Genomic DNA, 24,352 nt, shown 5'->3' with positions numbered 1-24,352 from the left:
ACGGCGTCAAGCGCCAAGGACCCAACGGCTTCCCGCCCACCCTCATCCTGACAGACTTCCAAGACACAGGGACCCATCACCACCGAAGGGCATTGTTACGCAGTGCTGGAGCCACAGCCGTTCTCAACAATCCAACCCTGTGGTTATGGGTCCCGGCCTTCGCCGGGACGACACCGAATATGTTTCACCCCCGCGCAACGGCTTTGGTGCACGTCACTTCGCCACGATCTCCGGCACCTTGCCCGCGGGCGGCGTGTTGCGGCTGCGCTGGGTGCGGACGATGCCGTCGATGATGGTCATGCCGATGCCCGGAAGATCGCCGAGCTGAACGCTCTCCAGGATGTTCTTGCCCGGCGAATGCTGTGCCTTGTCCATCAGCACGAAATCGGCCGAGCGGCCGACCTCGATCAGGCCGCAATCGAGCTCGCGCATCCGCGCGGTGTTGCCGGTCGCAAGGCAGAACGCCAGCTCGGCCGGGAGCTCGCCGAGCGAGGACAGCAGCGAGACCATCCGCAAGATGCCGAGCGGCTGCACGCCGGAGCCGGCCGGCGCGTCGGTGCCGAGGATGACGCGATGCAAATCGCCCATCTCGCGCGCGGTGCGCAGCGTGAACAGCGCCGAGCGCTCATTGCCGTTGTGCACCAGCTCGAGGCCGCGCTTGCAGCCCTCGCAGATGCAGCGGATCTGGTCGTCGGGCAGGGCGGTGTGGCCGCCATTGATATGGCCGACCACGTCGGTGTCGGCTTCCAGCACCACGTCCTTGTCGATCAGGCCGGAGCCCGGGATCGATGGGCCGCCGGTGTGGATCGTGCTTTGAATGCCGTATTTGCGCGCCCAGCCGACCATCTTGCGCGCGGTCGGTCCGTCCTTGACGCCGCCGAGCCCGACCTCGCCGAGCAGCTTGACGCCGGCGGCGGCCATTTCCTTGAAATCGTCTTCCACCATCTCGCATTCGATCACGGGCGCGCCGGCATGCACCTTCACGCCGCCCGGACGCAGCGTCCAGAACGCGCGCTGCGCGAAGATCGCCATCGCCTTCAACCCGACGACGTCGCGCGGCCGCCCGGGCATGTGCACCTCGCCGGCGGAGATCATGGTGGTGACGCCGCCATGCAGATAGCTGTCGATCCAGTTGATCTGGTTCTGCCGCGGCGTCCAGTCGCCGGCGACCGGGTGAACGTGGCTGTCGATCAGGCCGGGCGCGACCGTCGTGCCGTTGGCATCGACGATGGTGGTGGCGCCTTCGGTGTCGACGTCCTTGAGGCGGCCGATCGCGGTGATCTTGCCGTTCTCGGCGACGATGGTATCGGCATCCAGGATCGGCTTTTCCAGAGCCCCCGACAGCAACAGCCCGATATTGCGGATCACCAGCTTGCTCGGACCGGTCGCCTGGGGTGCATCGTGCGCCATGGTTTTTCCTTTTGGTTCAACGCCTTCGCCGGCCATTGTGCCCGTGGCTTGACGGCCGGATCAAGCTGGATTATTCATTTGTATACGAATGATCGTGTACAAATGATTTTGCCGCCAATCCGACCCGCGCGTCAAGGAAACTGACGATGAGCAATTTCAACCAGGAAAGCGTCCTCAGCGTTCACCACTGGACCGACACGCTGTTCTCCTTCAAAACCACGCGCAATCCGTCGTTCCGCTTCCGCAACGGCGAGTTCACCATGATCGGGCTCAAGGTCGGCGAGAAGCCGCTGCTGCGGGCCTACAGCGTCGCCAGCGCGAATTACGAGGACACGCTCGAGTTCTTCTCGATCAAGGTTCCGGACGGCCCTCTGACCTCGCGCCTCCAGCACCTCAAGGAAGGCGACGAGATCATCGTCAGCCGCAAGGCGACCGGCACGCTCGTCATCGACAACCTCGAGGACGGCCGCAACCTCTATCTGGTCGGCACCGGCACGGGGCTTGCGCCGTTCCTCAGCGTGATCAAGGATCCCGAGACCTATGACCGCTTCGAGAAGGTCGTGCTGCTGCACGGCTGCCGCCGCGTCAAGGAGCTCGCCTATGGCGAGATGATCACCGAGAAGCTGCCGCAGGACGAACTGATCGGCGAATTGGTGCGCGACCAGTTGATCTACTACCCGACCGTAACGCGCGATCCGTTCCGTAACCGCGGCCGCATCACCGACCTCATCACCTCGGGCAAGCTGTTCACCGACATCGGCCTGCCGGCGCTCGATGCCGCGCATGACCGCGTCATGATCTGCGGCTCGCCCGCGCTGGTCGCCGACACCCGCACGCTGCTGAACGGCCGCGGCTTCGTCGAGGGCAATCACGGCGAGCCCGCGCAGTTCGTGGTCGAGAAGGCGTTCGCCGAGCGCTGACCGCTACGCAGTAACACCATCTCCTCACCCTGAGGAGCTTGCGCAGCAAGCGTCTCGAAGGGCGAGGCCCGACTGGGGCCTCATGGTTCGAGACGCGCTTTCGCGCTCCGCACCATGAGGGTTGGCGCTAGGGCCTGACCGCCGGCGTCTCGACCGGCATGCCGCGCGCCCGCGTCATCAGATAGAGCTCGAGCTCGACCAGCTCGGGCGAACCATAATCATAGGCCCGCGCCCGGATGCCGGTGATGCAGGCGCGCAGCCGCCGCTGCAACGATCCGAGCGCCTGCCATTCCAGCCGGTACAGCGGATAGCCGGTCGGCTGGCCTTGCGTGATCGCGCTGCCCGCGAGCTTCTTGTCCCAGTTATCATCGTGGCAGTTGGTGCAGCCGAGATTGAGCTGGCCCTGCCGTTGCATGAACAGCGCGTGGCCTTGTTCGACGAACGGCGCGAGCTCCGGATCGTCGCCGGCCGTAATCGGCATGCCGCGCGATTGCCGTGCGACATAGGCGGTCAGCGCCAGCAGCTCGCGGCTTTCATAGGCGAAGGGCGAGACCTGCTGGTGGTTGCTCCGGCAGAGGTTGATCCGTCCCTCGAGGTCGACCGGCTTGCCCAGCGCCTTGTCGAAGGCCGGGTAGCGCGCGGCGACGCCCTTCATGCTGGCGCTGGCGTCGTTGTGGCAGCCGGCGCAGGCCTTGTTTGCACTGCCGGCCTTGCGCGTCCACAAGGCCTCGCCGTCGAGCACGGACAGCATGCCGGGATTGGCGGTGTCCTCGTCCTGCATCGCCTTGCTGTCGGCGCTCATGAAGCTGTAGCCGGAGCGGCGTTCGCCTTGCCGGATCCCGTCGGCGAGCGCCGCGCCCGCCGTCGCCGTCAGCAGCGCGATGCAGACGGCAATCTTCATTCGACCGTGATCGAAGCCTGGGCGGTCTCCGAAAATCCCTTGTCGCCGATCCATTCGAACTCGAACTTGCCGCTCTCGGTCACCGTCGTGAAAAAGGTGATGAACGGATTGGCCGCGATCGCGGGATAAAGATCGGCACGGAACACCTCCTCGCCGTTGAAGCGGCAAGTGAAGCTCGTGATGATGTCGCGCGGCACTACGCTGCCCGAGGCGGTGTGGCGGTAGCCGGTCTCCATGATGTGCGACATCAGCGTCTTGATCTCGATGACGCTGCCGCGCTTGGCCTTGGCCGGGACGTTGATCAGGGCCGACGGCATCAGATCGCCTCCTCGGTGCAGGCGGCGAGCGTCACCACGACGTCGGCGGTGGCCGACCAGAACGTGTCGTCGGACAGCCGCGCGATGGCGGTGACCTTCTGGCTGTCGGCGAGGCGGATGCGGGTCGACACCTGGGCACGTCCGGCGCGCGGCCCGAGATAGAAGTTACCGATGTTCGGCTGCGGGTTCTTCTCGTTGAAGACATGGATGCTCTTCACATACTCGTCCGCCGTCATCGGGCTGGTGACGCTGACCGTCATCGGCACCGTGTTGCCGTTCTCGACCAGCGGCGGAATGTCGAGCTTGACCTTGCCGGTGCGCACATTGGCCTCGCCGACGACATTGCGGATCGCGGCCGACAGCATTGCCGGCGACGCGTCCACGGGGCGCACGATCACCAGCGCGGCGGCACCGCCAGTAAGGCTCAGGAATGTCCGGCGTGTGGTGTGGTCGGAAATCGCCATCGCTTGGTCCTAGTTCCGCAGTGTCGTCAAGTAAGCCACGAGATCCTCGATCTGCTCCGCCGACAGGATCGGCTTGCCGCGCCATGAGGTGCCGACCCGCGCGAGCCCGTCGACGCGATAGTAGGACGGCATGATCGTCGCTGCATTGAGATGCGACGCATCGACCAGGCGGAGCCGCAACTGTCCTTCCGACCAGCGGCTGCCGCTGCCACTGAGGTTCGGCGCGAGGTCGCCCTGGAACGCCTGCTCGGGAAATGGGCCGCTGTGACAGAGGATGCAAGTGGAGGAACGCTCGACGATCAGCGCGCGGCCGCGCACGACATCGCCTTTGGTTCCCGTCAGCGAGGCTGGAATCGCATCGCCCACGACGATGTAGGGCCGTCGCTCCTCGGCGCATGCAGGCCAGCAGGCTGCGAACAGTCCCGCGGCGAGGAAGGTTGTGCGGGCGAGCCTAGCCAAAGGCCTCTCCCGTGATCCTCTTGAACCAGTCGAGCGCTTGGTCAGCTTCTTGCTGGCGCATTTCGCGCGGCGCGTCGACCGGGCTCGTGGTGACCTCGGCTTCGGCGTACTGATCTTCCTTGGGTTGATAGATGCCCTTCAGCGAGAAGGCGTAGCCGGGAGCGACCGTGTTGTAGCAGGCGCCATCGAGCCGCGGCGTCTCCGGCGCCTTGCCCGCAAGTGAATTGACGATCGCGGCCGCGCAGGCCCGGCCTTGCGCCGCCGCGGCGGAGGCGGATTTCGGAATGCCGCCGGCGATCGCGGCATCGCCGATGACGTGGATGTTGGGAACGAGCTTCGAGGCAAAGCTGACGGGATCGATCGGGCACCAGCCTGTGTGGTCCGCAGCGCCCGCGATCGCGGCAATGCGGCCGGCCCTTTGCGGCGGGATCACGTTGGCGACCGCGGCGGTGTAGTTGCCGAAGTCGGTGACGATCTCGTTGGTCGCGGGATCGACCGACGTCACCCGTCCGCCCTGCGACAGCGCGATCCGTTCGATCATGTCGGGATAGAGTTCTGACCACGCTTTCTCGAACAGCTTCTGCTGCGAGTAATTGTCCTTGGCGTCGAGCACCAGGATCTTCGAGCGCGGCTTGTTCGCCTTCAGATAATGCGCGATCAGGCTGGCGCGCTCGTAAGGCGCGGGCGGACAGCGCAGCGGCGCAGCCGGCACCGCGATCACGACGAGGCCGCCATCGTCCATGGCTTCAAGCTGCTTGCGCAGCAGCATGGTTTGCTCGCCGGCCTTCCAGGCGTGCGGCATCTTCTCGGCCGCTGCCTCGTCATAGCCGGGCAGGGCCTCGAAGTGCATGTCGATGCCGGGGGCCAGCACCAGCCGGTCATAGGGCAGCGTCGTGCCGTCAGCGAGCGCGATGCTGCGCGCCTGGGCATCGACCTTCGTCGCCGCCTGCGCGGCGACCGTGATGCCGTCGGCCGCAACCTTGTCATAGGTGAATTGCTGCGCGGCAAGCTCGCGCAGACCCGCGATCACCTCGTTGCTGAACGGGCAGGCGGTGAAAGTCCTGTTCGGCTCGATCAGCGTAACCTGAAGCTTGGTGTCGAGCCGCCGCAGCGCCCGCGCGCAGGCCGCGCCGCCGAAGCCGCCGCCGATCACCGCGATGCGCGGCGCAGCCTGCGCCAGCGCCGGACGCGCCAGTGCGGCCGCTGCGACGGCAGCGGCGCCACGGATCACATCCCTGCGCGTCTGATGACGCGTGACGGCCATGCACGAGAATCCGAAAAATGGAAGCGGCGGCCGGGTGCGGCCGCCGCTTCCGGTTTGATCAGGCGAAGCTGATGTTCTGGTTGCGCAGCGGGAAGCTGCGGATGCGCTTTCCGGTCGCGGCGAAATAGGCGTTCAGCACCGCCGGCGCCGCAACGCCGATGGTCGGCTCGCCGACGCCGCCCCAGAACCCGCCGCTCGGCACCATCACCGCTTCTACCTTCGGCATTTCGTTGATGCGCATCGAGTTGTAGGTGTCGAAATTGGTCTGCTCGATGCGGCCGTCCTTCACGGTGCAGCCGCCGTAGAACAGCGCGCTGAGGCCGTAGACGAAGGAGCCCGCGATCTGCCGTTCCACCTGCGCCGGATTGACGACATAGCCGGGGTCGGTGGAGGCGACGATGCGATGCACCTTGATCTTGCTGCCGTCGGTCACCGAGATCTCGGCGGCGCCGGCAACATAGCTGCCATAGCCCATCACCTGCGCGATGCCGCGATAGACGCCCCGCGGCGCCGGCGTGCCCCAGCCGATCTTCTCGGCCACGGCGTTGAGCACGGCGAGATGCTTGGGGTGCTTGCCCATCAGCTTGCGGCGGAATTCGAGCGGGTCCTGGCCGACGGACAGCGCCAACTCGTCCATGAAGCATTCCATGTAGATCGCGTTGTGATTGACGTTGACGCCGCGCCAGAAGCCCGGCGGGACGTGCGGGTTGCGCATCGAATGCTCGACCAGCAGGTTCGGCACCGAATAGCCGATCGCGGCCTCGCCGGCTTGCGCGACGCCCTGGAATGCGGCGGGGTCCATGCCGTTTTGCAATGCTTCAGGGCGCACCGAGAACAGGATGGATTGACCCGACAGCCGGTAGTGCAGCGCGACCAGATTGTTGTCGGCATCGAACGCACCCGTCAGCCTGCACTGGGTGATCGGGTGATACTTGCCGTGCTGCATATCCTCTTCGCGCGACCACAACAGCTTGATCGGCGTGCCCGGCATCTGCTTGGCGATCGCCACCGCCTGCCGCACATAGTCGGTCATGCCGCGCCGGCCGAAGCCGCCGCCGAGCATCAGCTTGTGCACGTCGACCTTCTCCGCCGGCAGGCCGGAGGCCTCGAGCGCCGCCGCGAAGGCCGCCTCGCCATTCTGCGTGCCGCACCACACCTCGCATTTGTCAGGCGTGTAGAGCACGGTGGCGTTCATCGGCTCCATCGTGGCGTGGTTCTGGTAAGGATAGCTGTAGACCGCCTCGACCTTCTTGGCAGCGCCTCCGATCGCCGCCTTGGCGTCGCCGTTCTGGTTGCCGATGTAGGCCGGCTGCGCGTTGTCGAGACCTTCGGCGAGCCATGTCGCGATCGTCTCGCTGGAGACCTTGGCGTTGGGGCCTTCGTCCCAGACGATCGGCAGCGCATCCAGCGCGGTCTTGGCGTGCCACCAGGTGTCGGCGACGACGGCAACGGCGCTGTCGCCGACCTGCACCACCTTCCTGACGCCTTTCATGCCGGCGATCTTGGCCTCGTCAAAGCTCTTCACCTTGCCGCCGAACACCGGGCAATCCTTGATCGCGGCGTTCAGCATGCCCGGCAGCTTGACGTCGATGCCGTAGACCATCTTGCCGGTGGTCTTGTCTGATGTGTCGAGCCGCTTCAGGCCCTTGCCGGCGATGGTCCAGTCCTTCGGGTCCTTCAGCTTGACGTCGGCCGGCGGCTCGAGCTTGGCCGCGGCTTCCGCGACCTTGCCGTAGGTCGTTGTCTTGCCCGAGGCCGTGTGGGTGATGACGCTGTTGGCGGCCTTGCATTCCGAGGCCGGCACCTTCCACTCGTTGGCTGCCGCCTGGATCAGCATCACGCGCGCGGTGGCGCCGCCCTTGCGGACATAGTCCTGCGAGGTGCGGATGCCGCGGCTGCCACCGGTCGAGAAATCGCCCCAGGCGCGCTTGCGGGCAACGCTCTGGCCGGGCGTCGGATATTCTGTCGTGACCTTCGACCAGTCGCATTCCAGTTCTTCGGCGACGAGCTGGGCGAGGCCGGTGAGCGTGCCCTGGCCCATCTCGGAGCGGGCGATGCGGATCACCACGGTGTCGTCGGGCCGGATCACGACCCAAGCGTTGACTTCAGGCGCGTTGACTTCAGGCGCGCCGTCGGCCGCGCGCACCACGGCGGGACCGCCGAACGGCAGGTCGAGGCCGAGCGCGAGGCCGGCGCCGGCGGTTGCCGTGCCGATCACAAAGGCGCGGCGATTCAGTTTTGGCATGACGTGCTGGTTCATCGCTGCGTCCTTATGCGTTCGCGGCAGCATGGATCGCCTCGCGCACCTGCTGGAAGGTGCCGCAGCGGCAGATATTGGTGATGGCGTCGTTGATGTCGTCGTCGGTCGGCTTCGGATTGTCCTTCAAGAGCGCCGCGACGGCCATGATCATGCCGCTCTGGCAATAGCCGCATTGCGGCACGTCGCTGGCGATCCAGGCGAGCTGCACCTTGTGCATCACGCCGCCCGCCGCGAGACCCTCGATCGTGGTGATGTCCTTGCCGGCCGCCTCGCTCACCGTCACGCCGCAGGAGCGCATCGCGACGCCGTCGACATGCACGGTGCAGGCGCCGCATTGGGCGATGCCGCAGCCGTATTTGGTCCCTGTCAGTCCGACGTTCTCGCGAATCGCCCACAACAGTGGCGTGTCGTCCTCGACGTCTACATTTGTTGTCTTGCCGTTGATTTTGAGGTTTGCCATCGCGATCCCCTGAATGGTCCGATCCTCCGACCGGACTGCGGGGCGATGTTGGCCTTGAAACTGGAACGGTTCAAATCAAGAAAATGCGCTCGCAGCGCGAAAGAAAGTTGATGCTGTGGTGTTTGGCCGCGGACTGTGCGCGCCGCATACCTGTCATGACTTTTGCGGTGATGCGACCGCGAGGCGCAGGAAGCTCATGACGCTGCCGAGCGCGGCAAATCCGGCACCCAGCGCCAGCGCCACGGTGGCGCCCTCGCGGTCGGCCAGCGCGAAGCAGAGCGCGGCGAGGGCGGCACCGGTGGTCTGCCCGGTCAGCCGCGCGGTCGCGACGATGCCGCTGGCGCTGCCGCTGCGATGCGACGGCGCGCTCGACATGATCGCCTTCATGTTGGGGGTCTGGAAGAAGCCGAAGCCGATGCCGCAGATCATCGTGCGCCAGACGATGTTGGCGACGCTGGGCTCGGCCGGCAGGGTCGCGAGCAGCACCATGCCAAGCCCGAGCAGCAGCATGCCGATGCCGCCGAGGATGCCGGCCGGATAGCGATCCGACAGCCGGCCGCCGATCGGCGCCATGAAGGCGACCACCAGCGGCCAGGGCGTCATGAAGAAGCCGGTCTCGACTTGCGAGCGGTGCAATATGTCCTCGAAGTAGAAGGGTAGCGATACGAAGGCGAGGCCCTGCACAGCGAATGAGCAGACGGCGGTCGCGGCGGACAGCGCGAAGATCGGCCGCCGGAACAGGTCGATCGGCAACATCGGCGCCGGATGATCGGCATGCCGCCGGGTCAGGATCCATCCGAACAGCACGGCGGCGACAAGCTCGGCGATGACGAGCGCCGGCGCGGCCTTGTGCGCGGCGCTGCCGATGCCAATGATGAAGAGGCCGAGACAGGCGCAGGCCAGTGCCGCGCCGGTGAAGTCGAAAGCGTGGGTGGCACGCGGCGTCGTCGGCAGCGTCTTCATGCCGATCAGCAACGCGACGACGCCGAAGGGAATGTTGACGGCGAACAGCCAGGGCCATGGTCCGAGCGCGAGGATTCCGGACGCGATGGTCGGCCCCAGCGTGAAGGCGGTCGCGACCACGAGCGCATTGTGGCCGAAGCCGCGGCCGTGCATCCGGCTCGGATAGACGAAGCGCACCAGCGCGGTGTTGACGCTCATCAGGCCGCTGGCACCGAGCCCCTGCAAGGTGCGCGCGACCAGCAGGCTCGGCAGCGACCACGCCAGCGCGCAGCCGAGTGACGCCAATGTGAACAGCAGCAGGCCGCCGAGATAGATTCGCTGATGGCCGACTATCTCGCCGAGCGCGCCGAGCGGCAGCAGCGTCGCGACCAGCGCGATCTGATAAACGTTGACGACCCAGACCACTTCCGCAGGGCTGACATGCAGATCGCTCGCGATTGCCGGCAGCGCGATATTGGCGATCGCGGTATCGAGCGAAGCCATCGCCAGCGCCGTGAAGATCGCCGCTACCGCCCAGCGCCGGGTCTCCCAAGGCAGTCCATCGGTGATCGGCGCCGCTGCCGCGGTGGTCGGGGTCTTCTCGAGCATACCTGAAAATGTCTCCGGGACCGCCATGTACTACGCCGGCATCCCGTTCCCCAGCCGCGGCATTGCATGATGCGTATGCGAAGCGGCCTAGCCGGAAGTGTCAAAGGTCCGGCCGCGGACCGAACAGATATCCTTCGATGGCGCGCAGCACCCGACGGCTGGCCGCGGCCTGCGAGAGGTCCTTTTGAAGCGCATGGTCGACCATGGCGCGGCTGATCACGATCAGATCCTCGATGGCGTCATCGTCGACTGGCCTTGCGATCTCACGGCGATGCCGGGCCAGCAGCGCCGCGACCAGTTCCTTCAATTCGCCGGCCGCTGACGCGCCCGACGACGCCGGGCGCAGGCGATCCTCCTCGGCCTCCAGAATGCGATTGAGCCCGGCCCGCTCGGCATGCGCCTCGAACTGGGCCCGGACGATCAGGCTGAGCGACGCCGTCAGGCTCTTGCCCTCGGAAGCTGCGACCGCATCCCGCACTTTTGCCAGCAGCGCGTCCTCGAACCTGGCGATCAATGCCAGCGTCAGCGCGTCCTTGTTGGGGAAGTACTGGTACACCGAGCCGACGCTGATCCCGCCGCGCTCGGCCACCGCATTGGTGTTGTAGCCCTCGAGCCCGCGCGCCTCCAAAACGCGAGCCGCCGCTTCCAGAATGACCGCCACGGTTTCCCGCGAACGCTGCTGAAGCGGCTGTTTCCGGGCCTTTATGCGCCGCTTCGCCGGCATGACGGGCATCTCCCAAAACGCGAGTTGTCGAATATGAGCAATTACTCACATTATGGGCGTGAAAGGAGAACCGATCAATGGTGACACTGCAAACGACCTCGTCCCCCGTGCTTCCCGAGCACGAGGACGATCCGCACAGGTTTCATATCTTCGTCATGGTCAAGACCACGCGACATTGGCTCGACCTGAAGACCGAGCAGCGCCTCGCCTTCCTGCATGAGGAGGTCATTCCTTTGCTCCGGCGCCGTCCGGAGCTGAAGGTGCGCTGGTTCGAGCCGGAGGCCTTCTCGACCAGGGCGACCGACGTCATGATCTGCGAGACCGATGACCTCTCGGCCTGGGCGTGGTTCTGCGACCACCTGCGCGAGACGAGGTTCTGGGACCATTACTTCGAAGTGCTCGACATCATGCCGGCGCTCGAAGGCAATTACCTTGCCTAGAACGCCGACGTCGGCCCGGACTGTTCCGGGCCGACGTCCCGGCAGCCTACACAGCCACTGTCGTCCCTGCGAAAGCAGGGACCCATAACCACAAATGCCGATTGTTGCGCGATGCTGATACGACGAGTCCCGCTCACAACATCCGCCGCGGGGTATGGGTCCCGGCCTTCGCCGGGACGACGGCGGTGGATGCAGCCCGCGAGCGCGATCAATCCGAATTCATGTTCCCGCGCTGCGTCACAGAATCGCGCCGAAGCGACTTTCGGATAGCTTGCGTCACAGTCGCGATCGACTACCCTTGGTATACAAGCAGGCCCGGCGTCAGATCGGGCCGCAAGAGGGAACGCGCATTGCACGGACAGGCCGACCGGCGCAGCGAAGCCATGCGAAGCGCCAGCGAGGGAACTCGCCGCCGCGCGTTCACTGGCCTCTGGGTCGCGGCATTGCTGGCGATCCTGACCTTCCTGGTCATCTATCCCGTCTTCATGCTGCTGCTCGGCGCGCTTACCGACACCAATCCGGTGGTCGACGGCATCCGTCTCAGCCTGAGCCATTTGTCGATCGCCAATTTCCTCGCCGTGCTGGCCAATCCGAATGTCGCCGAAGCGCTGCTCAACACGCTGATCGCCTGCGGCGGCGGCACGGTGATCGCGGTCGCGATCGGGCTCCTGTTCTCCTGGATCGTGGTGCGCACCAACACGCCGTTCAAGGGCTTCATCGCCGCGGCCAGCATCCTGCCGCTGTTCGCGCCGCCGCTGGTCGCCGGCGTGGCCTGGGCCATTCTCGGTTCGCCGAAGACCGGCTTGATCAACACGATGTTCAAGTGGATGGGCTCCGACCTGCGCGTCGATCTCTATTCGATGTGGGGCCTGGTGTTCGTGTTCGGCATCTACTACGCGCCCTATGTCTACATGTTCACCTCATCGGCGCTGCGCAACATGGACCCGAGCCTGGAGGAGGCCGCGGAAATCTCCGGCGCGAGCCCGGTCGCGACCCTGTTCACGGTGACGTTCCCGCTGATCATGCCGGCAATCGTCTCGGGCATGCTGCTGTCCTTCATCGTGATGCTCGGCATCTACGGCATCCCGGCCGTGCTCGGCGCGCCGACCAACCTGAACGTGCTCACCACCTACATCTTCAAGCTCACCAACTGGTCGCCGCCGCTCTACAACACCGCGGCGGCGGTCGCCATCATCCTGATGGTGGTCACGGGGCTGCTGGTCTATCTGCAGCAGAAATTGCTGAGCGGGCGCAGCTACACCACCGTCGCGGGCAAGGCGTTCCGGCCGCGCAGCCTCGATCTCGGGCGGTGGCGCTGGCTCACCTTCGCGATCGGGATCGTCTACCTCCTCATCGTCGTGGTGCTGCCGTCGCTGGCGCTGATCGTCGCGGCGTTCCGCAAGTTCATGTTCATCCGCGACGTCGCGAGCCTGTTCGACATGCGGCAATATTCGCTGACGCATTTCGAGAGCATCTTCGACAATCCGTTGACGATGCGGTCGATCTATAACGCGCTCGAGGTTGGCGTCATCACGGCTGTTGTCGGCGGCGCGCTCGCCTTTGCGATCGGCTACACCATCCATCGCACCCGCGTCAGCGGGCGCGGCGCCATCGACCTGATCTCGACCCTGCCGGTCGCGATCCCCGGGCTGGTGGTCGGCGTCGCCTATCTCTGGGCCTGGATCGGCGTGCCGGGCGGGCTCTACGGCACGATCTGGATTCTCGCGCTGGCCTTCATCGCGCGCTTCATGCCGGACACCGTGAAGGCGCTGTCGACCTCATTCCTGCAAATCCACCGCGAACTGGAGGAGGCCGCCTGGGTCTGCGGCAAGGGTATGCTCGGCACCATCAGGACGATCGTGTTGCCGCTGGCGAGGCCGGGCGTGCTGGCGTCGATGACGCTGCTGTTCGTGCTGGCGATCCGCGAGCTCGGCTCGTCGCTGTTCCTCTACACCAGCAACACCATGGTGATGTCGGTGCTGCTGCTCGACTATTACGAGGGCGGCAATATCGGCAAGACCGCGGCCTTCAGCCTGGTGCAGACGGTGCTGCTCGGCGTCCTGATCGGCGGCGCCAACTGGCTGTCGCGCGGATCAGCGCAGGGCAACGTGGCGCGGACCGGATAACAACGAATAAGGGGAGGATTGCGATGGATAGACGAACCTTCACCACACTGGCCTTGGCAAGCGTGGCGGCGCTTGCATTGGCGCCCGCGGCAGAGGCGCAGGAGTTCGGCTCGGCGGAGTTGATCGCGGCGGCCAAGTCCGAAGGCAAGCTCGTCTACTACACCGCGAACTTCGCCGAGATCGAGCAGCAGGTGATCAAGGCCTTCAACAAGCGCTTTCCCGAGATCAAGGTCGAGATGGTCCGCGCGCCCGGCGGCCAGCTGATCACCCGCGTCAAGACGGAGGCTGCGGCCGGCAAGCTGATCGCCGATGTCGTCGACCATTCCGACCGCGCGCTGATGCAGCCGCTGGAGGACCTGTTCCAGGATTACGCGCCGCCGAACGCGGCCGACTACGATCCGCACGCGCTGATCTCGCCGAAATACTGGCCGCGCGCGACGATCGCCTGGTCGATCGCCTACAACACCGAGCTGGTGAAGGACCCGCCGAAATCCTGGATGGACCTGACCAAGCCGCAATATGACAAGCTGATCGGGCAGGTGTTCGCGCAGTCCGGCGGCACCACCTGGACGCGGATCATGTTCGAGCGCCAGGTGCTCGGCGAAGACTACTGGGCCAAGCAGGCCGCGACCCATCCGGTGCTGTATCCCTCCGGCGCGCCGACGGCCGATGCGCTGGTGCGCGGCGAGATCGCGATCGCGCCGCTGCTCTACAACGTGATCTACCAGAAGAAGAAGGACGGCGCGCCGATCGAGATCTTCTTTCCGCCTGAAGGTGCTCCGGTCAATCCCTACGCGACCGGCATTCCGAAGACGGCGGCTCACCCCAACGCAGCAAGGCTGTTCCTGAACTGGTGCCTGTCCAAGGAAGGACAGACCTTCATGATCAAGGAGCTCGGCAATCTCACATCCCTGAAGGCGCCGCCGGCATATCCGGAGGGGTTCGATCCAAAGGTGGTCAAGCTCTGGTATCCGAAGTTCGACGAGTATGTGAAGCTGCATGCGGCGTGGGTCGCGGACTGGGACAAGACGTTTGGCTACCGGCAATAGGCTGATGGTGCAGCGATGACGGCGACGCTCGAAGTCACCGATCTCAGAAAGCAGTTCTCGATCGGCCGCCCGGCCATCGACGGCGTCAGCTTTGGCGTGCCGGCCGGCGAGATCGTGGTGCTGCTGGGGCCGTCCGGCTGCGGCAAGACCACGACGCTGCGCTGCGTCGCCGGGCTCGAACATCCGACCGGTGGCGAGATCAGCATTTCCGGGCGGGTGGTCTCGTCGCCGGCAAGCGGCATCCTCGTGCCGCCGCGTTCGCGCGATCTTGGCATGGTGTTCCAGTCCTATGCGGTGTGGCCGCATATGACGGTGCGGCAGAACGTGATCTATCCGCTGAAGCACCGCAGGATCGGGCGCACCGATGCTGCCCGCATGGTTGAGGAGGCGCTGGCGCTGGTCGGACTGTCCGACTATGCCGACCGGCCGGTGGTGGCGTTGTCGGGCGGCCAGATGCAGCGCGTCGCGCTGGCGCGCAGCATGGTGTACCGGCCGCAACTGTTGCTGCTCGACGAGCCGCTATCGAACCTCGATGCCAAACTGCGCCTGCGGCTGCGCGACGATCTTCGCGTCATTCTCAAGCAGACCGGGATGACCGCGCTCTACGTCACCCATGACCAGGCCGAGGCGGTCGTGCTCGGCGATCGGATCGGGGTGATGCGCGACGGCAAGCTGTTGCAGATGGACACGCCCGACGTGATCTACAACCGCCCGGCCGATCTGTTCGTCGCCAATTTCACCGGCGCCACCAACGAGCTCGCAGGCACGCTCGTCACATGCAATGGCCGCTATGGCGTGGTCGATTTCGGTGACGGCCGGCAAGGCGAGGTCGCGCTGTGCCAGGCGCTCAAGCCCGACGAGAAAGTGCGGATCGCGCTGCGGCCCGAGAACATCGCGATCGGCCGCCCCGACGGCGTCAACACGTTCTCGGCAAAGGTGCTCGACCGCAGATATCAGGGCACCCAGACCGCCTACGGCATCGAGCTGTTCGGCAAACGGCTGGAGGCGATCGAACTCGGCACCGCCGCACGCCATCAGGTCGGCGTCGAGGCACAGGTCGCGTTGCCGCGCGAATGCCTGTGGGCCTACCGCGACAGCGGGCCGGCATCGCATGAGTAGAGCGTGGTCGCGTCGAGTGGCGACGGGGCTGGGCTCCCTCGCCCCGCTCTTCGCGGGGAGAGGGTGGGGTGAGGGGCTGCTTCCGCGAATACAGTGATAGTTGCGTTTGCGGAGGCTCCCCCTCACCCGGAACCCATCTAGCGATGCGTCCCCGCACGCGGGGCGAGGTGAAGCGGCGGCCGTCGCGTGGCGCGATGGCAGGTAGCCCATGCCGCAGGTTCGCGGGCTAACCTTCCTCCACCAGCGCGCGGATGCTGCGGGCGAGTCCGAGGATGCGCGGGCCGCATTCGCGCTCGATCTGCTCGGCGCTGAAGCGAAAGGAGGGGACGCCGCAATTGACCGACAGGCATTCGCCGGTCGGCGTGCGATAGAGCGGGGCGGCGACGCCGAAGATCTCGCGCCGCCATTCGCCGAGCGAGACGGCAAAGCCGCGCTCGCGGCACAATTCGATGTCGGGCAAGGTGCGCTTCTGCACGTAATCGAACTCATCGGGGCGCTCGGCCTTGACGCGTGCGACATAGGCGCCGAGCTCTTCCTCGGTGAACAGCGACAGCAGCGCGCGCCCGACCGCGGTCGGCGCCAGCGTGCTGACAAAGCCGACGTCGGGCACGTGCGGCGCCGTATCCGTCGTGCGCAACGTCTCGACATAGATGAAGTCGATGCCGAACGGCATCGCGATCGACACCGTGCCGCCGGCATAGGTCGCGAAGTCACGCATCAGCGGACGCGCCAGTTGGCGCACCTTCAATGCCGACAGTACGGGGTAGGCGGCGGCGAGCGCGCCCAGTCCGAGCACGAAGCGGCCCTTGGCGTCGCGCCTGAGATAGCCGAGCTGCTCGAGCGTGTAGGTCAGCCGCGACACCGTCGGCCGCGACAGGCCGGTATGCAACGCGAGCTCGGCATTCGACAGCGAGCCCGGATGACGGCGAAATGCCGCCAGCACGTCGAGGCCATGCGCCAGGGTGGTCGCAAAGGACGGATCCGCCTGAACCTCGGCAGGGGAAGATGCTGTCATACGGAATATTGGTCTCAGATGGTCAGATTTGTCAATATATCGGAATGAATTTGCAAATCGTGTCGATATCGGTTTATCTGCCGGGAATAAGGACAAGGAACCGCTGGAGCGAGGCGCCTCCCGATGACGATGACCGAGCAAGCCCGAGACGCAAAGCCCGCCGCGATCGACAAGGCGCGGCTGCGCCTGAAGTATCAGGAGGAACGCAACAAGCGGCTGCGTCCCGACGGCAACGACCAGTATCTCCAGATCAAGGGCCAGCTCGCGCATTATCTCGACGATCCCTACACGCCGATCGTTGAGCGCGCGCCGAAGACCGACCACGTCACCTTCGCCTTCATCGGCGGCGGCTTCGCCGGGCTCGCCACTGCGGCGCGGCTGACCGAGGCCGGGATCAAGGATGTCCGCATCGTCGAGAAGGGCGGCGATTTCGGCGGCACCTGGTACTGGAACAGGTATCCCGGCGCGCAGTGCGACACGGCGTCGATGGTCTACATGCCGCTGCTCGAAGAGACCGGCCACATGCCGTCGGAGAAATACGCGCATGCGCCCGAGATCCTCGCGCACTGCCAGCGGATCGGCCGGCAATTCAATCTCTATGACAACGCGCTGTTCCACACCGAGGTGACGAGCCTCGATTGGGACGCGGCGCAATCGCGCTGGATCATCCGCACCACGCGGGGCGACGCCTTCACCGCGCAATATGTCGGCATCGGCACCGGCCCGCTGCACGTGCCGAAGCTGCCCGGCATTCCCGGCATCGAGCGCTACAAGGGCCACTCGTTCCACACCAGCCGCTGGGACTACGACTACACCGGCGGCGATCCCAAGGGCGCGCTGATGGAGAGGCTTGCCGACAAGCGCGTCGGCATCATCGGCACCGGCGCGACCTCGGTGCAATGCATTCCGCACCTCGCGCGCGCCTGCAGGGAGCTCTACGTATTCCAGCGCACGCCATCGTCGGTCGATGTGCGCGGCAACGGGCCGATCGATCCCGACTGGTTTGCCGAGATCGCGACGCCGGGCTGGCAACAGCGCTGGCTGGAGAATTTCACCGCCAACCAGGCCGGCGGATCGGCCGAGGAAGATCTGGTGCAGGACGGCTGGACCGACCTGTCGAAGCGGATCCGCGCCAAGATCATGCTGCTGCCGCGCGAGCAGCGAAGCGTGGAAAACATGCGGGCGGCGTTCGAGGATTCCGACTTCGAGAAGATGGAGGAAATCCGCAACCGGATCGACACCATCGTCCGCGATGCCGACACCGCCAGGAATCTCAAGGCCTGGTACGGCCAGCTCTGCAAGCGGCCGTGCTTCCACGACGCCTATCTTCAGGCGTTCAACACCCCTAGCACCCATCTGGTCGATACCGACGGCAGGGGCGTCGAGGAGATCACCGAGAATGGGATCGTCGTCGCCGGCAAGGAATACGCGCTCGACTGCATCATCTACGCGTCCGGCTTCGAGGTCGGTACCGAGTACAAGCGGCGCGCGGGCTTCGATCTGAAGGGCCGCGATGGCGTCAAGCTGTCGGGGCATTGGGCCGAGGGCATGCGCACCAAGCACGGCATCCACGTGCACGGTTTCCCCAACGTGTTCTTCGTGCAGCCGACCCAGGGCGCCAATCTGATCTCCAACGTGCCGCACAATCTGACCGAAGCGGCGCGCACCATCGCGCTGATGGTCGGTCACGCGCAGGACAACGGCTTCAAGGAAATCGAGGTCAGCAAGGAAGCCGAGGATCGCTGGGTCGAACTGCTGCTGACCGGCGTCGGCCGGATGATCGGCGGGCCGGATTGCACGCCCGGCTACTACAACAATGAGGGCCGTGAGCCCGGTCCCGCCGCCAAGCTCAATGTCGGCCATCCCTCGGGCGCGCTGGCCTACTTCAAATATATCGACGGCTGGCGCCGCAGCGGCCAGTTCGAGGGCGTGCAATTCCGCTGAGGGAAGCGCGATCGGAACCGATTTCCGCCAATCGAGGGAGTGCTTGAGTATGGCCCAGACAACCGCAGGCGAAACGTCGCACGAAGGTCCGAAGGCGGCGTCCGCACCGGTCATCGCGCAGCACGCGGCGACGCTCAAGGCGCTGCCGTTCGCCGACACCAGGGATTTCGACGACGCCGCGCGCGGCTTTCTCGGCACCATCGAGAACGCGCGCGTCACCTCGGCGCAGGGCAGGGTGGTCTGGAGCCTCGAGCCTTACGGATTCCTGTCGGAGGAGAAGGCGCCCGCGACCGTCGATCCGAGCCTGTGGCGGCAGTCGCGGCTCAACATGCATCACGGCCTGTTCGAAGTGGTGCCGGGCGTCTACCAGGTGCGCGGCCTCGACATCGCCAACATGACGCTGATCGAGGGCGACAAGGGCGTCATCGTGGTCGACACGCTGACCTCGATCGAGGGCGCGCGCGCCGCGATGGAGCTGTACTTCCAGCATCGCGGCAAGCGGCCGGTCGCCGCCGTGATCTTCACGCATACCCACACCGACCATTGGGGCGGCGCGCGCGGCGTGCTCGACGACGCCATGCTGGCGGCGGGCGTACCGATCATCGCGCCGAACTTCTTCATGGAGCACGCCGTCTCCGAGAACATCATCGCGGGGCCGGCGATGCTGCGCCGCGCGCAATACCAGTTCGGGCCGTTCCTCGCCAAGGGCGTGCGCGGCCATGTCGATTGTGGCCTCGGCAAGACCATGGCGGCGGGTGGCGTGGCGCTGCTGCGGCCGACCGACCTGATCATCGCCACCGGCGACAAGCGCGTGATCGACGGCGTCGAGTTCGAATTCCAGATGGCGCCCAACAGCGAAGCGCCGGCGGAGATGCATTTCTTCATCCCGCGCTACAAGCTGTTGAACCTCGCCGAAAATTGCACCCACAACTTCCACAATCTGCTGCCGTTCCGCGGCGCCGATGTGCGCGATGCGCTGGCCTGGTCGAAATATCTCGGCGAGGCGCTGCAGATGTGGGGCGGCAAGGCGGAAGCGATGTGCGGCCAGCACCACTGGCCGGTGTGGGGGCAGGCGCGGATCGACACCATGATCCGCGAGCAGCGCGACCTCTACAAATACGCGCATGACCAGACCATCCGTCTGATGAACCACGGCCTCAACGCGGCCGAGATCGCCGAGACGATCCGCCTGCCGCAGAGCTTGGAGGGCGCCTGGCACGGCCGCGGCTACTACGGCCATATCAGGCACAACGTGAAGGCGATCTACCAGAAGTACCTCGGCTGGTACGACGCCAACCCGGTCAATCTCGATCCGCTGCCGCCAGTCGAGGCCGGCAAGAAATATGTCGAGTATATGGGCGGCGCCGATGCGATCCTGAAACGCGCCGCGGCGGATTTTGCCAAGGGCGAATTCCGTTTCGTGGCGCAGGCCGTCAGCCATCTCGTGTTCGCGGAGCCTGATACTCAGGCCGCGCGTTCGCTCCTCGCCGATACGTTCGAGCAGCTCGGCTACGCCGCGGAAAGCTCGACCTGGCGCAACGCCTATCTGTTCGGTGCGCAGGAACTGCGGCAGGGCATGCCGAAGACGCCGCCGCGCTCGCCGATGCCGCGCGAGACGCTGGCTGCGCTGCGCACCGAGCAGCTCTGGGACGTGCTCGGCATCCGCCTCAACGGCCCCAAGGCCGAAGGCAAGCGCTTCGTGCTGAACTGGAGCTTCACCGACACCGGCGAGACCTTCGTGCTCAATCTCGAGAATTCCGCCCTGACCTACGTCGGGGGTGCGCAGGCGGCCGATGCGCAGGCGAGCTTCACGCTGGCGCGCAGCGTGCTCGACGAGGTCATCGCCAAGCTGACCACGTTCCCGGACGCCGTCGATGCCGGCAGGATCAAGGCATCAGGCGAGCCGCAGCGGCTCGGTGAATTGATGGCGCTGATGGACGAATTCCCGCGGATGTTCGAGATTGTCGAGCCGAAGCGGACGGCGGTGACGTAGAGCCGCGCACGCGGAATTTACAAACCGTCACCCTGAGGAGCGCGGAACGCGCGTCTCGAAGGGTCGACGGCCCGGCTGGTGGCCGATTCATCCTTCGAGACGCCGCTACGCGGCTCCTCAGGATGACGGGTTAGCAGACGATGCCTCAAATCCCGAGATACGCTGCCTGTACCTGCTTGTTGCCTGCGAGCTCGGCGCTGGTGCCCTGCATGATCACGTTGCCGCTTTCCAACACATAGGCGCGCTGCACCAGTGACAGCGCGCGGCTGACATTCTGCTCGACCAAGAGGATCGCGGTGCCCATTTTGTGGATCTCGCCGATCTTCTCGAAGGTCACGTCGGTCATCACCGGGGCGAGGCCGAGCGAGGGCTCGTCCAGCATCAACAGGCGGGGCTTCAACATCAGCCCGCGGCCGACCGCGACCATCTGCTGCTCGCCGCCGCTCATGGTGCCGGCGAGCTGTTTCCTGCGGTCGGCGAGCCGCGGGAAGATGCTGTAGACGAGCTCCATCGTGCGTGCGCGATCCGCCTTGGCCTTCGGCGTGTAGGCGCCGATCTCGAGATTCTCTTGCACCGTCATTTCCGGGAACACCTGGCGGCCTTCAGGGACGTGCGCGATGCCGAGCTCGGGAATCCGGTAAGGCGGCAGCGTGGCGAGGTCGACGCCATCGAACGTGACCTTGCCGCTGAACAGCTTGACGAGGCCGGAGACGGCGCGCAGCGTCGTGCTCTTGCCGGCACCGTTGGCACCGAGCAGGCCGACGGCTTCGCCCTCGCCAATGGAGATGCTGACGTCGGTGATGGCGGGGACCGAGCCGTAGCTGGCGCTGACGCGGGAGAGCTCAAGCATGGGCGTCTCCCTGCGCCGGCGGATGCACGTAGGAGCCGAGATAGGCGCGGATCACTTCCGGATTCTCCACGATCTCCTTCGGCGCGCCCTCGGCGATCTTCTGGCCGTGGTCGAGCACCACGATGTGGCGGGCCACCGCCATGATCGCGCGCATCACATGCTCGACGATCACGATGGTCAGGCCGCTGGCGGACAGCTTCTTCACCAGCGCCACCGCTTGGTCGATCTCGGCCGGGTTGAGCCCGGCCATCACCTCGTCGAGCAGCAGGATCCTTGGCTGCGTTGCCAGCGCGCGGGCCATCTCCAGCCGGCGCTGGTCGATGGTGGTGAGGTCCTTGGCCGGGGTCTGCTCCTTGGCGCCGAGGCCGACGAACTCAATCGCCTCGAGCGCCTTGTTGCGTGCGGCGGCGATATGGCGGTCGCGCAGGAACGCGCCGGTCATCACATTGGCGAGCACGGTCATCGCGCCGAACGGCTTTGCCACCTGGAAGGTGCGGGCAAGGCCGAGCGCGCAGACATCATGCGGCCTGAGCCCCACGACCTCGTGGCCGAAGGCGAGCACCGAGCCGGAATCCGGCCGATGAAATCCGGTGATCAGGTGAAAGCTCGTGGTCTTGCCGGCGCCGTTCGGCCCGATCAGCGCCACCGTCTCGTTCTCCTGCACCGTGAAGCTGACGTCCTGCACGGCGCGCAGGCCGCCGAAGCGCTTGCTGAGACCCTTGATGACCAGTGCTTTTGCCATCGCGACGACCTCAGGCGCGCGCCGGCTTGCGCCGGGCGGTGCGGTGATAGATGTCGGTCGCGAACCCGATCAGACCGGTCGGCCGCCACAGGATCACAGCCATCAGGATCAGGCTGTAGACCGTGAGCTGGATGCCGCCCACCGAGCTGCCGAGCCAGCTTTGCAGCAGCGCCGACGTGGTCTCCAGCAGCACGGTGCCGATTACCGGCCCCCACAGCGTGCCGATGCCGCCGACGATGGATACCAGCGCCGCCTCGATCGAGACGTTGAAGCTGAACGCGGTCGCAGGATCGATGAAGTAGATGTACTGCGTGTAGAACGTCCCCGCGAGCGCGGTCAGGAACGCGCTGATCATGTAGATGTCGCGCTTGACCTTCGGCGCGTTGACGCCGACCGCTTCGGCGGCGTCCTCATCCTCGCCGATCGCGACGAGATAGTAGCCGATCCAGGATTTCTCGATTATGTGGGTGATCCACAGCCCGACCACGAGCAGGCCGAGCACGACGTAATAGTAAGACGACTTCTCCTCGAACTGCATCATCAGCGGCGCGCTGCCGAGGTTCGGGATCGTGGTGCCTTCGGCGCCCCAGGCAAAGTCGCGGAACTTCAGGAAGATCAGCATCAGCACCTGGGCGGTCGCGATGGTGGCGATGGTGAAGTAGGGGCCGCGCAGGCGGAAGCAGAGCCAGCCGATCGGCAGGCTTGCGAGCATCGCGACCACGCCGCCCGCGATCATCCCGATCCAGGGCGAGATGCCGTAATTCACCTGCATGATGGTGGAGGTGTAGGCGCCGAGCCCGAAATAAGCGGCGTGCCCGAGCGACAGCTGCTTGGCGTAGCCGCCCATCAGGTTCCAGGCGACGCCGATGAAGGAGAACAGCAGGATGCGGATGAAGATGTCGATCGCGAACGATGAGGTGACGAGCTGGGGCAAGGCGAGCATGACGACGGCGCCGATCGTGAGCCACAGCCATTTGAAGTTGCTGGACGTCTGCATCACCGGCCCCTCCTGGCGCCGAGCCCGCTCGGCCTGAAGGCAAGCGTCAGCAGCAGCATCGCGAACACCACGATCAGGCCGGAATCGGCGCCGACGAACTGGATGCCGAGCGATTCCGCGACGCCCATCATCAGGCTTGCGATCAGCGCGCCCATCACATTGCCGAGCGTGCCCATCACGACGGCGACGAACGCCATCAGCACGAACACCTGCCCGACGAATGGATAGGCCGAATAGAACGGCATCAGCAGCGAGCCGGCGGCGCCCGCGAGCGCCAGTGCGGTTCCGAACGCCACCGCGAACACGCGGTTCGGATTGATCCCCATCAGCATCGCGACGTCGCGGTTCTGCGACGCCGCACGCATGGCGCGGCCGAGATCGGTGGTGTGCAGGAACACCCACAGCAGCCCGCTCAGCGCCATTGCGACCGCAAAGGCGATCAGTTTCGCCACCGGTATGTACAGCCCGCCGATGTGCAACGCCGCCTCCGAATAAGACGTGTGGACGGTGCGGTAGTTGGCGCTGAACAACATCAGCGAGAGATTGAGCAGCAACAGCGACAGCGCGAAGGTCAGGAAGATCTGCGGCATGTCGTTCGGCCCCAGCACCCTGCGGATCAGGAAATGCTGGATCAGGACGCCGGCGAGGAAGAGCACCGGCATCGAAACCACGAGCGAGACCAGCGGATCGATGCTGAACTGGGTGGCGAGGAAGAACGAGATATACATCCCGATCATCACGAACTCGCCCTGGGCAAAGTTGACGATCTTGACCACGCCGAAGATCAGCGTGACGCCGATACTGACAAGCGCGTAGATGCCGCCGATGAGCAGGCCGTTGATCACGGCCTGGGCCAGTGTCTCCCACATGCGATGCGACCGCGGCTCAGGTCTTCATCAGCGGGGCGCGGGCGTCTTCCTTCGGGAAGACGCTGACGAGATCGGTGTTCTGCCACTGCACGCCGACCGGGCGGCCGTAGACGTTCTTGCCGTCCGGCCCGAACTTCACCTTGCCGCCCGGCGCCATCGCAGCAAAGCCCGAGGAGACATCGAGCGTCGAGAGCGCCTCGCGCACCTTCTTGGGATCGGCGGAGGCGGCGCGCTCCAGCGCGTCGGCCAGCATGAAGGTCTGCGCGACCAGGCCGCCGGCATATTCGAACGCGAATTCGCCGGTGCGCTTCTTGAATTCGACATTCACCTTCTGCGCGTCGTCGCTGACGTCGTGGTTCCAGTGCGCGACGCCCTGCAGGCCCTCGGCGGCATTGCCGACATTCTTGTAGAAGTCCGGCATCACGAAGCCGCCGGAGCCGCCGTTGATCGCGATGTTGAGCCCGACCTGCTTCACGGT

General features: G+C 65.6%; 23 protein-coding genes. 7 read left to right on the top strand and 16 right to left on the bottom strand.

Features of this window, described 5'->3' with window-relative positions:
- Positions 1–213: 213 nt before the first annotated feature.
- Positions 214–1,410, bottom strand: a complete 1,197-nt coding sequence (locus tag PMN64_RS32605; RefSeq protein ID WP_304499188.1) for an amidohydrolase family protein — start codon at positions 1,408–1,410, stop codon at positions 214–216.
- Positions 1,411–1,556: 146 nt separating this feature from the next.
- Between PMN64_RS32605 and PMN64_RS32600 the strand changes: the two genes are divergently transcribed.
- Positions 1,557–2,330 (top strand): ferredoxin--NADP reductase, encoded by a 774-nt coding sequence (locus tag PMN64_RS32600; protein WP_018270450.1) that lies wholly within the window; start codon positions 1,557–1,559, stop codon positions 2,328–2,330.
- 127 nt (positions 2,331–2,457) lie between these two features.
- Here PMN64_RS32600 and soxA read toward each other — a convergent pair whose 3' ends face one another.
- The 9 genes from soxA to PMN64_RS32555 all read right to left on the bottom strand — a co-directional run bounded on the left by soxA (position 2,458) and on the right by PMN64_RS32555 (position 10,667).
- A complete protein-coding gene (gene soxA, locus PMN64_RS32595; RefSeq protein ID WP_411783663.1) occupies positions 2,458–3,231 on the bottom strand; it encodes a sulfur oxidation c-type cytochrome SoxA in 774 nt (257 codons plus the stop codon).
- A complete protein-coding gene (gene soxZ, locus PMN64_RS32590) occupies positions 3,228–3,548 on the bottom strand; it encodes a thiosulfate oxidation carrier complex protein SoxZ (RefSeq protein WP_038383936.1) in 321 nt (106 codons plus the stop codon). Before soxZ ends, soxA begins: the two co-directional genes overlap by 4 nt.
- Positions 3,548–4,012 carry a SoxY-related AACIE arm protein gene (locus PMN64_RS32585; RefSeq protein WP_411783662.1) on the bottom strand — a complete coding sequence of 155 codons (465 nt, stop codon included), beginning with the start codon at positions 4,010–4,012 and terminating at the stop codon, positions 3,548–3,550. The genes soxZ and PMN64_RS32585 overlap by 1 nt, the downstream gene beginning before the upstream one ends.
- A gap of 9 nt (positions 4,013–4,021) precedes the next feature.
- Complete coding sequence (gene soxX, locus PMN64_RS32580) at positions 4,022–4,432, bottom strand: sulfur oxidation c-type cytochrome SoxX (RefSeq protein ID WP_411783664.1); 411 nt, start codon at positions 4,430–4,432, stop codon at positions 4,022–4,024.
- Between the two features lie 31 nt (positions 4,433–4,463).
- Positions 4,464–5,735: an FAD-dependent oxidoreductase gene (locus tag PMN64_RS32575; RefSeq protein ID WP_411783661.1), complete on the bottom strand. Its 1,272-nt coding sequence runs from the start codon at positions 5,733–5,735 to the stop codon at positions 4,464–4,466.
- Positions 5,736–5,793: 58 nt separating this feature from the next.
- The gene (locus PMN64_RS32570; RefSeq protein WP_411783660.1) at positions 5,794–7,995 is read right to left on the bottom strand and encodes a molybdopterin cofactor-binding domain-containing protein; all 2,202 of its coding nucleotides are present in this window, start codon (positions 7,993–7,995) and stop codon (positions 5,794–5,796) included.
- Between the two features lie 10 nt (positions 7,996–8,005).
- Positions 8,006–8,455, bottom strand: coding sequence for a (2Fe-2S)-binding protein (locus tag PMN64_RS32565; RefSeq protein ID WP_411783659.1), 450 nt, complete (start codon positions 8,453–8,455; stop codon positions 8,006–8,008).
- 153 nt (positions 8,456–8,608) lie between these two features.
- Entirely contained in the window at positions 8,609–10,006 is a 1,398-nt protein-coding gene (locus PMN64_RS32560; protein ID WP_411783658.1) for an MFS transporter, read from the bottom strand.
- Between the two features lie 100 nt (positions 10,007–10,106).
- Positions 10,107–10,667 carry a TetR/AcrR family transcriptional regulator gene (locus PMN64_RS32555; protein ID WP_411783657.1) on the bottom strand — a complete coding sequence of 187 codons (561 nt, stop codon included), beginning with the start codon at positions 10,665–10,667 and terminating at the stop codon, positions 10,107–10,109.
- A gap of 140 nt (positions 10,668–10,807) precedes the next feature.
- Between PMN64_RS32555 and PMN64_RS32550 the strand changes: the two genes are divergently transcribed.
- The 4 genes from PMN64_RS32550 to PMN64_RS32535 all read left to right on the top strand — a co-directional run bounded on the left by PMN64_RS32550 (position 10,808) and on the right by PMN64_RS32535 (position 15,464).
- Positions 10,808–11,170, top strand: a complete 363-nt coding sequence (locus PMN64_RS32550) for a darcynin family protein (protein WP_016846500.1) — start codon at positions 10,808–10,810, stop codon at positions 11,168–11,170.
- Positions 11,171–11,553: 383 nt separating this feature from the next.
- Positions 11,554–13,296 carry an ABC transporter permease gene (locus PMN64_RS32545; protein ID WP_411783656.1) on the top strand — a complete coding sequence of 581 codons (1,743 nt, stop codon included), beginning with the start codon at positions 11,554–11,556 and terminating at the stop codon, positions 13,294–13,296.
- Positions 13,297–13,319: 23 nt separating this feature from the next.
- Positions 13,320–14,345 (top strand): ABC transporter substrate-binding protein, encoded by a 1,026-nt coding sequence (locus PMN64_RS32540; RefSeq protein WP_411783655.1) that lies wholly within the window; start codon positions 13,320–13,322, stop codon positions 14,343–14,345.
- 15 nt (positions 14,346–14,360) lie between these two features.
- Positions 14,361–15,464, top strand: coding sequence for an ABC transporter ATP-binding protein (locus PMN64_RS32535; RefSeq protein ID WP_411783654.1), 1,104 nt, complete (start codon positions 14,361–14,363; stop codon positions 15,462–15,464).
- 226 nt (positions 15,465–15,690) lie between these two features.
- Here the strand turns inward: PMN64_RS32535 and PMN64_RS32530 are convergent, their stop codons facing one another.
- Positions 15,691–16,479, bottom strand: a complete 789-nt coding sequence (locus PMN64_RS32530) for an IclR family transcriptional regulator (protein WP_411783653.1) — start codon at positions 16,477–16,479, stop codon at positions 15,691–15,693.
- 123 nt (positions 16,480–16,602) lie between these two features.
- Between PMN64_RS32530 and PMN64_RS32525 the strand changes: the two genes are divergently transcribed.
- Together PMN64_RS32525 and PMN64_RS32520 are read left to right on the top strand one after the other, a co-directional pair.
- On the top strand, positions 16,603–18,423 hold the full coding sequence (locus tag PMN64_RS32525; protein ID WP_304499200.1) for a flavin-containing monooxygenase: 1,821 nt from the start codon (positions 16,603–16,605) through the stop codon (positions 18,421–18,423).
- Positions 18,424–18,472: 49 nt separating this feature from the next.
- A complete protein-coding gene (locus PMN64_RS32520; RefSeq protein ID WP_411783652.1) occupies positions 18,473–20,416 on the top strand; it encodes an alkyl/aryl-sulfatase in 1,944 nt (647 codons plus the stop codon).
- 145 nt (positions 20,417–20,561) lie between these two features.
- Here the strand turns inward: PMN64_RS32520 and PMN64_RS32515 are convergent, their stop codons facing one another.
- The 5 genes from PMN64_RS32515 to PMN64_RS32495 form a co-directional block, all read right to left on the bottom strand.
- Entirely contained in the window at positions 20,562–21,266 is a 705-nt protein-coding gene (locus PMN64_RS32515) for an ABC transporter ATP-binding protein (RefSeq protein WP_028338889.1), read from the bottom strand.
- Positions 21,259–22,008 carry an ABC transporter ATP-binding protein gene (locus PMN64_RS32510; RefSeq protein WP_411783651.1) on the bottom strand — a complete coding sequence of 250 codons (750 nt, stop codon included), beginning with the start codon at positions 22,006–22,008 and terminating at the stop codon, positions 21,259–21,261. The genes PMN64_RS32515 and PMN64_RS32510 overlap by 8 nt, the downstream gene beginning before the upstream one ends.
- A 10-nt stretch (positions 22,009–22,018) precedes the next feature.
- Entirely contained in the window at positions 22,019–23,005 is a 987-nt protein-coding gene (locus PMN64_RS32505) for a branched-chain amino acid ABC transporter permease (RefSeq protein WP_411783650.1), read from the bottom strand.
- Complete coding sequence (locus PMN64_RS32500; RefSeq protein ID WP_411783649.1) at positions 23,005–23,874, bottom strand: branched-chain amino acid ABC transporter permease; 870 nt, start codon at positions 23,872–23,874, stop codon at positions 23,005–23,007. The genes PMN64_RS32505 and PMN64_RS32500 overlap by 1 nt, the downstream gene beginning before the upstream one ends.
- A 16-nt stretch (positions 23,875–23,890) precedes the next feature.
- On the bottom strand, positions 23,891–24,352 hold a 462-nt coding region (locus PMN64_RS32495; RefSeq protein ID WP_411783648.1), incomplete at its 5' end, for an ABC transporter substrate-binding protein.

Origin of the sequence: Bradyrhizobium sp. UFLA01-814, from assembly GCF_046718885.1 — a bacterium.
Taxonomy (GTDB): domain Bacteria; phylum Pseudomonadota; class Alphaproteobacteria; order Rhizobiales; family Xanthobacteraceae; genus Bradyrhizobium; species Bradyrhizobium elkanii.
This window is presented reverse-complemented; position numbering and strand designations above follow the sequence as displayed.

Coding starts and splice junctions, on each gene's coding strand:
- PMN64_RS32605 (WP_304499188.1), bottom strand. CDS start 1,410: ATGGCGCACGATGCACCCCAGGCGACCGGTCCGAGCAAGCTGGTGATC.
- PMN64_RS32600 (WP_018270450.1), top strand. CDS start 1,557: ATGAGCAATTTCAACCAGGAAAGCGTCCTCAGCGTTCACCACTGGACC.
- soxA (WP_411783663.1), bottom strand. CDS start 3,231: ATGAAGATTGCCGTCTGCATCGCGCTGCTGACGGCGACGGCGGGCGCG.
- soxZ (WP_038383936.1), bottom strand. CDS start 3,548: ATGCCGTCGGCCCTGATCAACGTCCCGGCCAAGGCCAAGCGCGGCAGC.
- PMN64_RS32585 (WP_411783662.1), bottom strand. CDS start 4,012: ATGGCGATTTCCGACCACACCACACGCCGGACATTCCTGAGCCTTACT.
- PMN64_RS32575 (WP_411783661.1), bottom strand. CDS start 5,735: ATGGCCGTCACGCGTCATCAGACGCGCAGGGATGTGATCCGTGGCGCC.
- PMN64_RS32570 (WP_411783660.1), bottom strand. CDS start 7,995: ATGAACCAGCACGTCATGCCAAAACTGAATCGCCGCGCCTTTGTGATC.
- PMN64_RS32565 (WP_411783659.1), bottom strand. CDS start 8,455: ATGGCAAACCTCAAAATCAACGGCAAGACAACAAATGTAGACGTCGAG.
- PMN64_RS32560 (WP_411783658.1), bottom strand. CDS start 10,006: ATGCTCGAGAAGACCCCGACCACCGCGGCAGCGGCGCCGATCACCGAT.
- PMN64_RS32550 (WP_016846500.1), top strand. CDS start 10,808: ATGGTGACACTGCAAACGACCTCGTCCCCCGTGCTTCCCGAGCACGAG.
- PMN64_RS32545 (WP_411783656.1), top strand. CDS start 11,554: ATGCGAAGCGCCAGCGAGGGAACTCGCCGCCGCGCGTTCACTGGCCTC.
- PMN64_RS32540 (WP_411783655.1), top strand. CDS start 13,320: ATGGATAGACGAACCTTCACCACACTGGCCTTGGCAAGCGTGGCGGCG.
- PMN64_RS32535 (WP_411783654.1), top strand. CDS start 14,361: ATGACGGCGACGCTCGAAGTCACCGATCTCAGAAAGCAGTTCTCGATC.
- PMN64_RS32530 (WP_411783653.1), bottom strand. CDS start 16,479: ATGACAGCATCTTCCCCTGCCGAGGTTCAGGCGGATCCGTCCTTTGCG.
- PMN64_RS32525 (WP_304499200.1), top strand. CDS start 16,603: ATGACGATGACCGAGCAAGCCCGAGACGCAAAGCCCGCCGCGATCGAC.
- PMN64_RS32520 (WP_411783652.1), top strand. CDS start 18,473: ATGGCCCAGACAACCGCAGGCGAAACGTCGCACGAAGGTCCGAAGGCG.
- PMN64_RS32515 (WP_028338889.1), bottom strand. CDS start 21,266: ATGCTTGAGCTCTCCCGCGTCAGCGCCAGCTACGGCTCGGTCCCCGCC.
- PMN64_RS32510 (WP_411783651.1), bottom strand. CDS start 22,008: ATGGCAAAAGCACTGGTCATCAAGGGTCTCAGCAAGCGCTTCGGCGGC.
- PMN64_RS32505 (WP_411783650.1), bottom strand. CDS start 23,005: ATGCAGACGTCCAGCAACTTCAAATGGCTGTGGCTCACGATCGGCGCC.
- PMN64_RS32500 (WP_411783649.1), bottom strand. CDS start 23,874: ATGTGGGAGACACTGGCCCAGGCCGTGATCAACGGCCTGCTCATCGGC.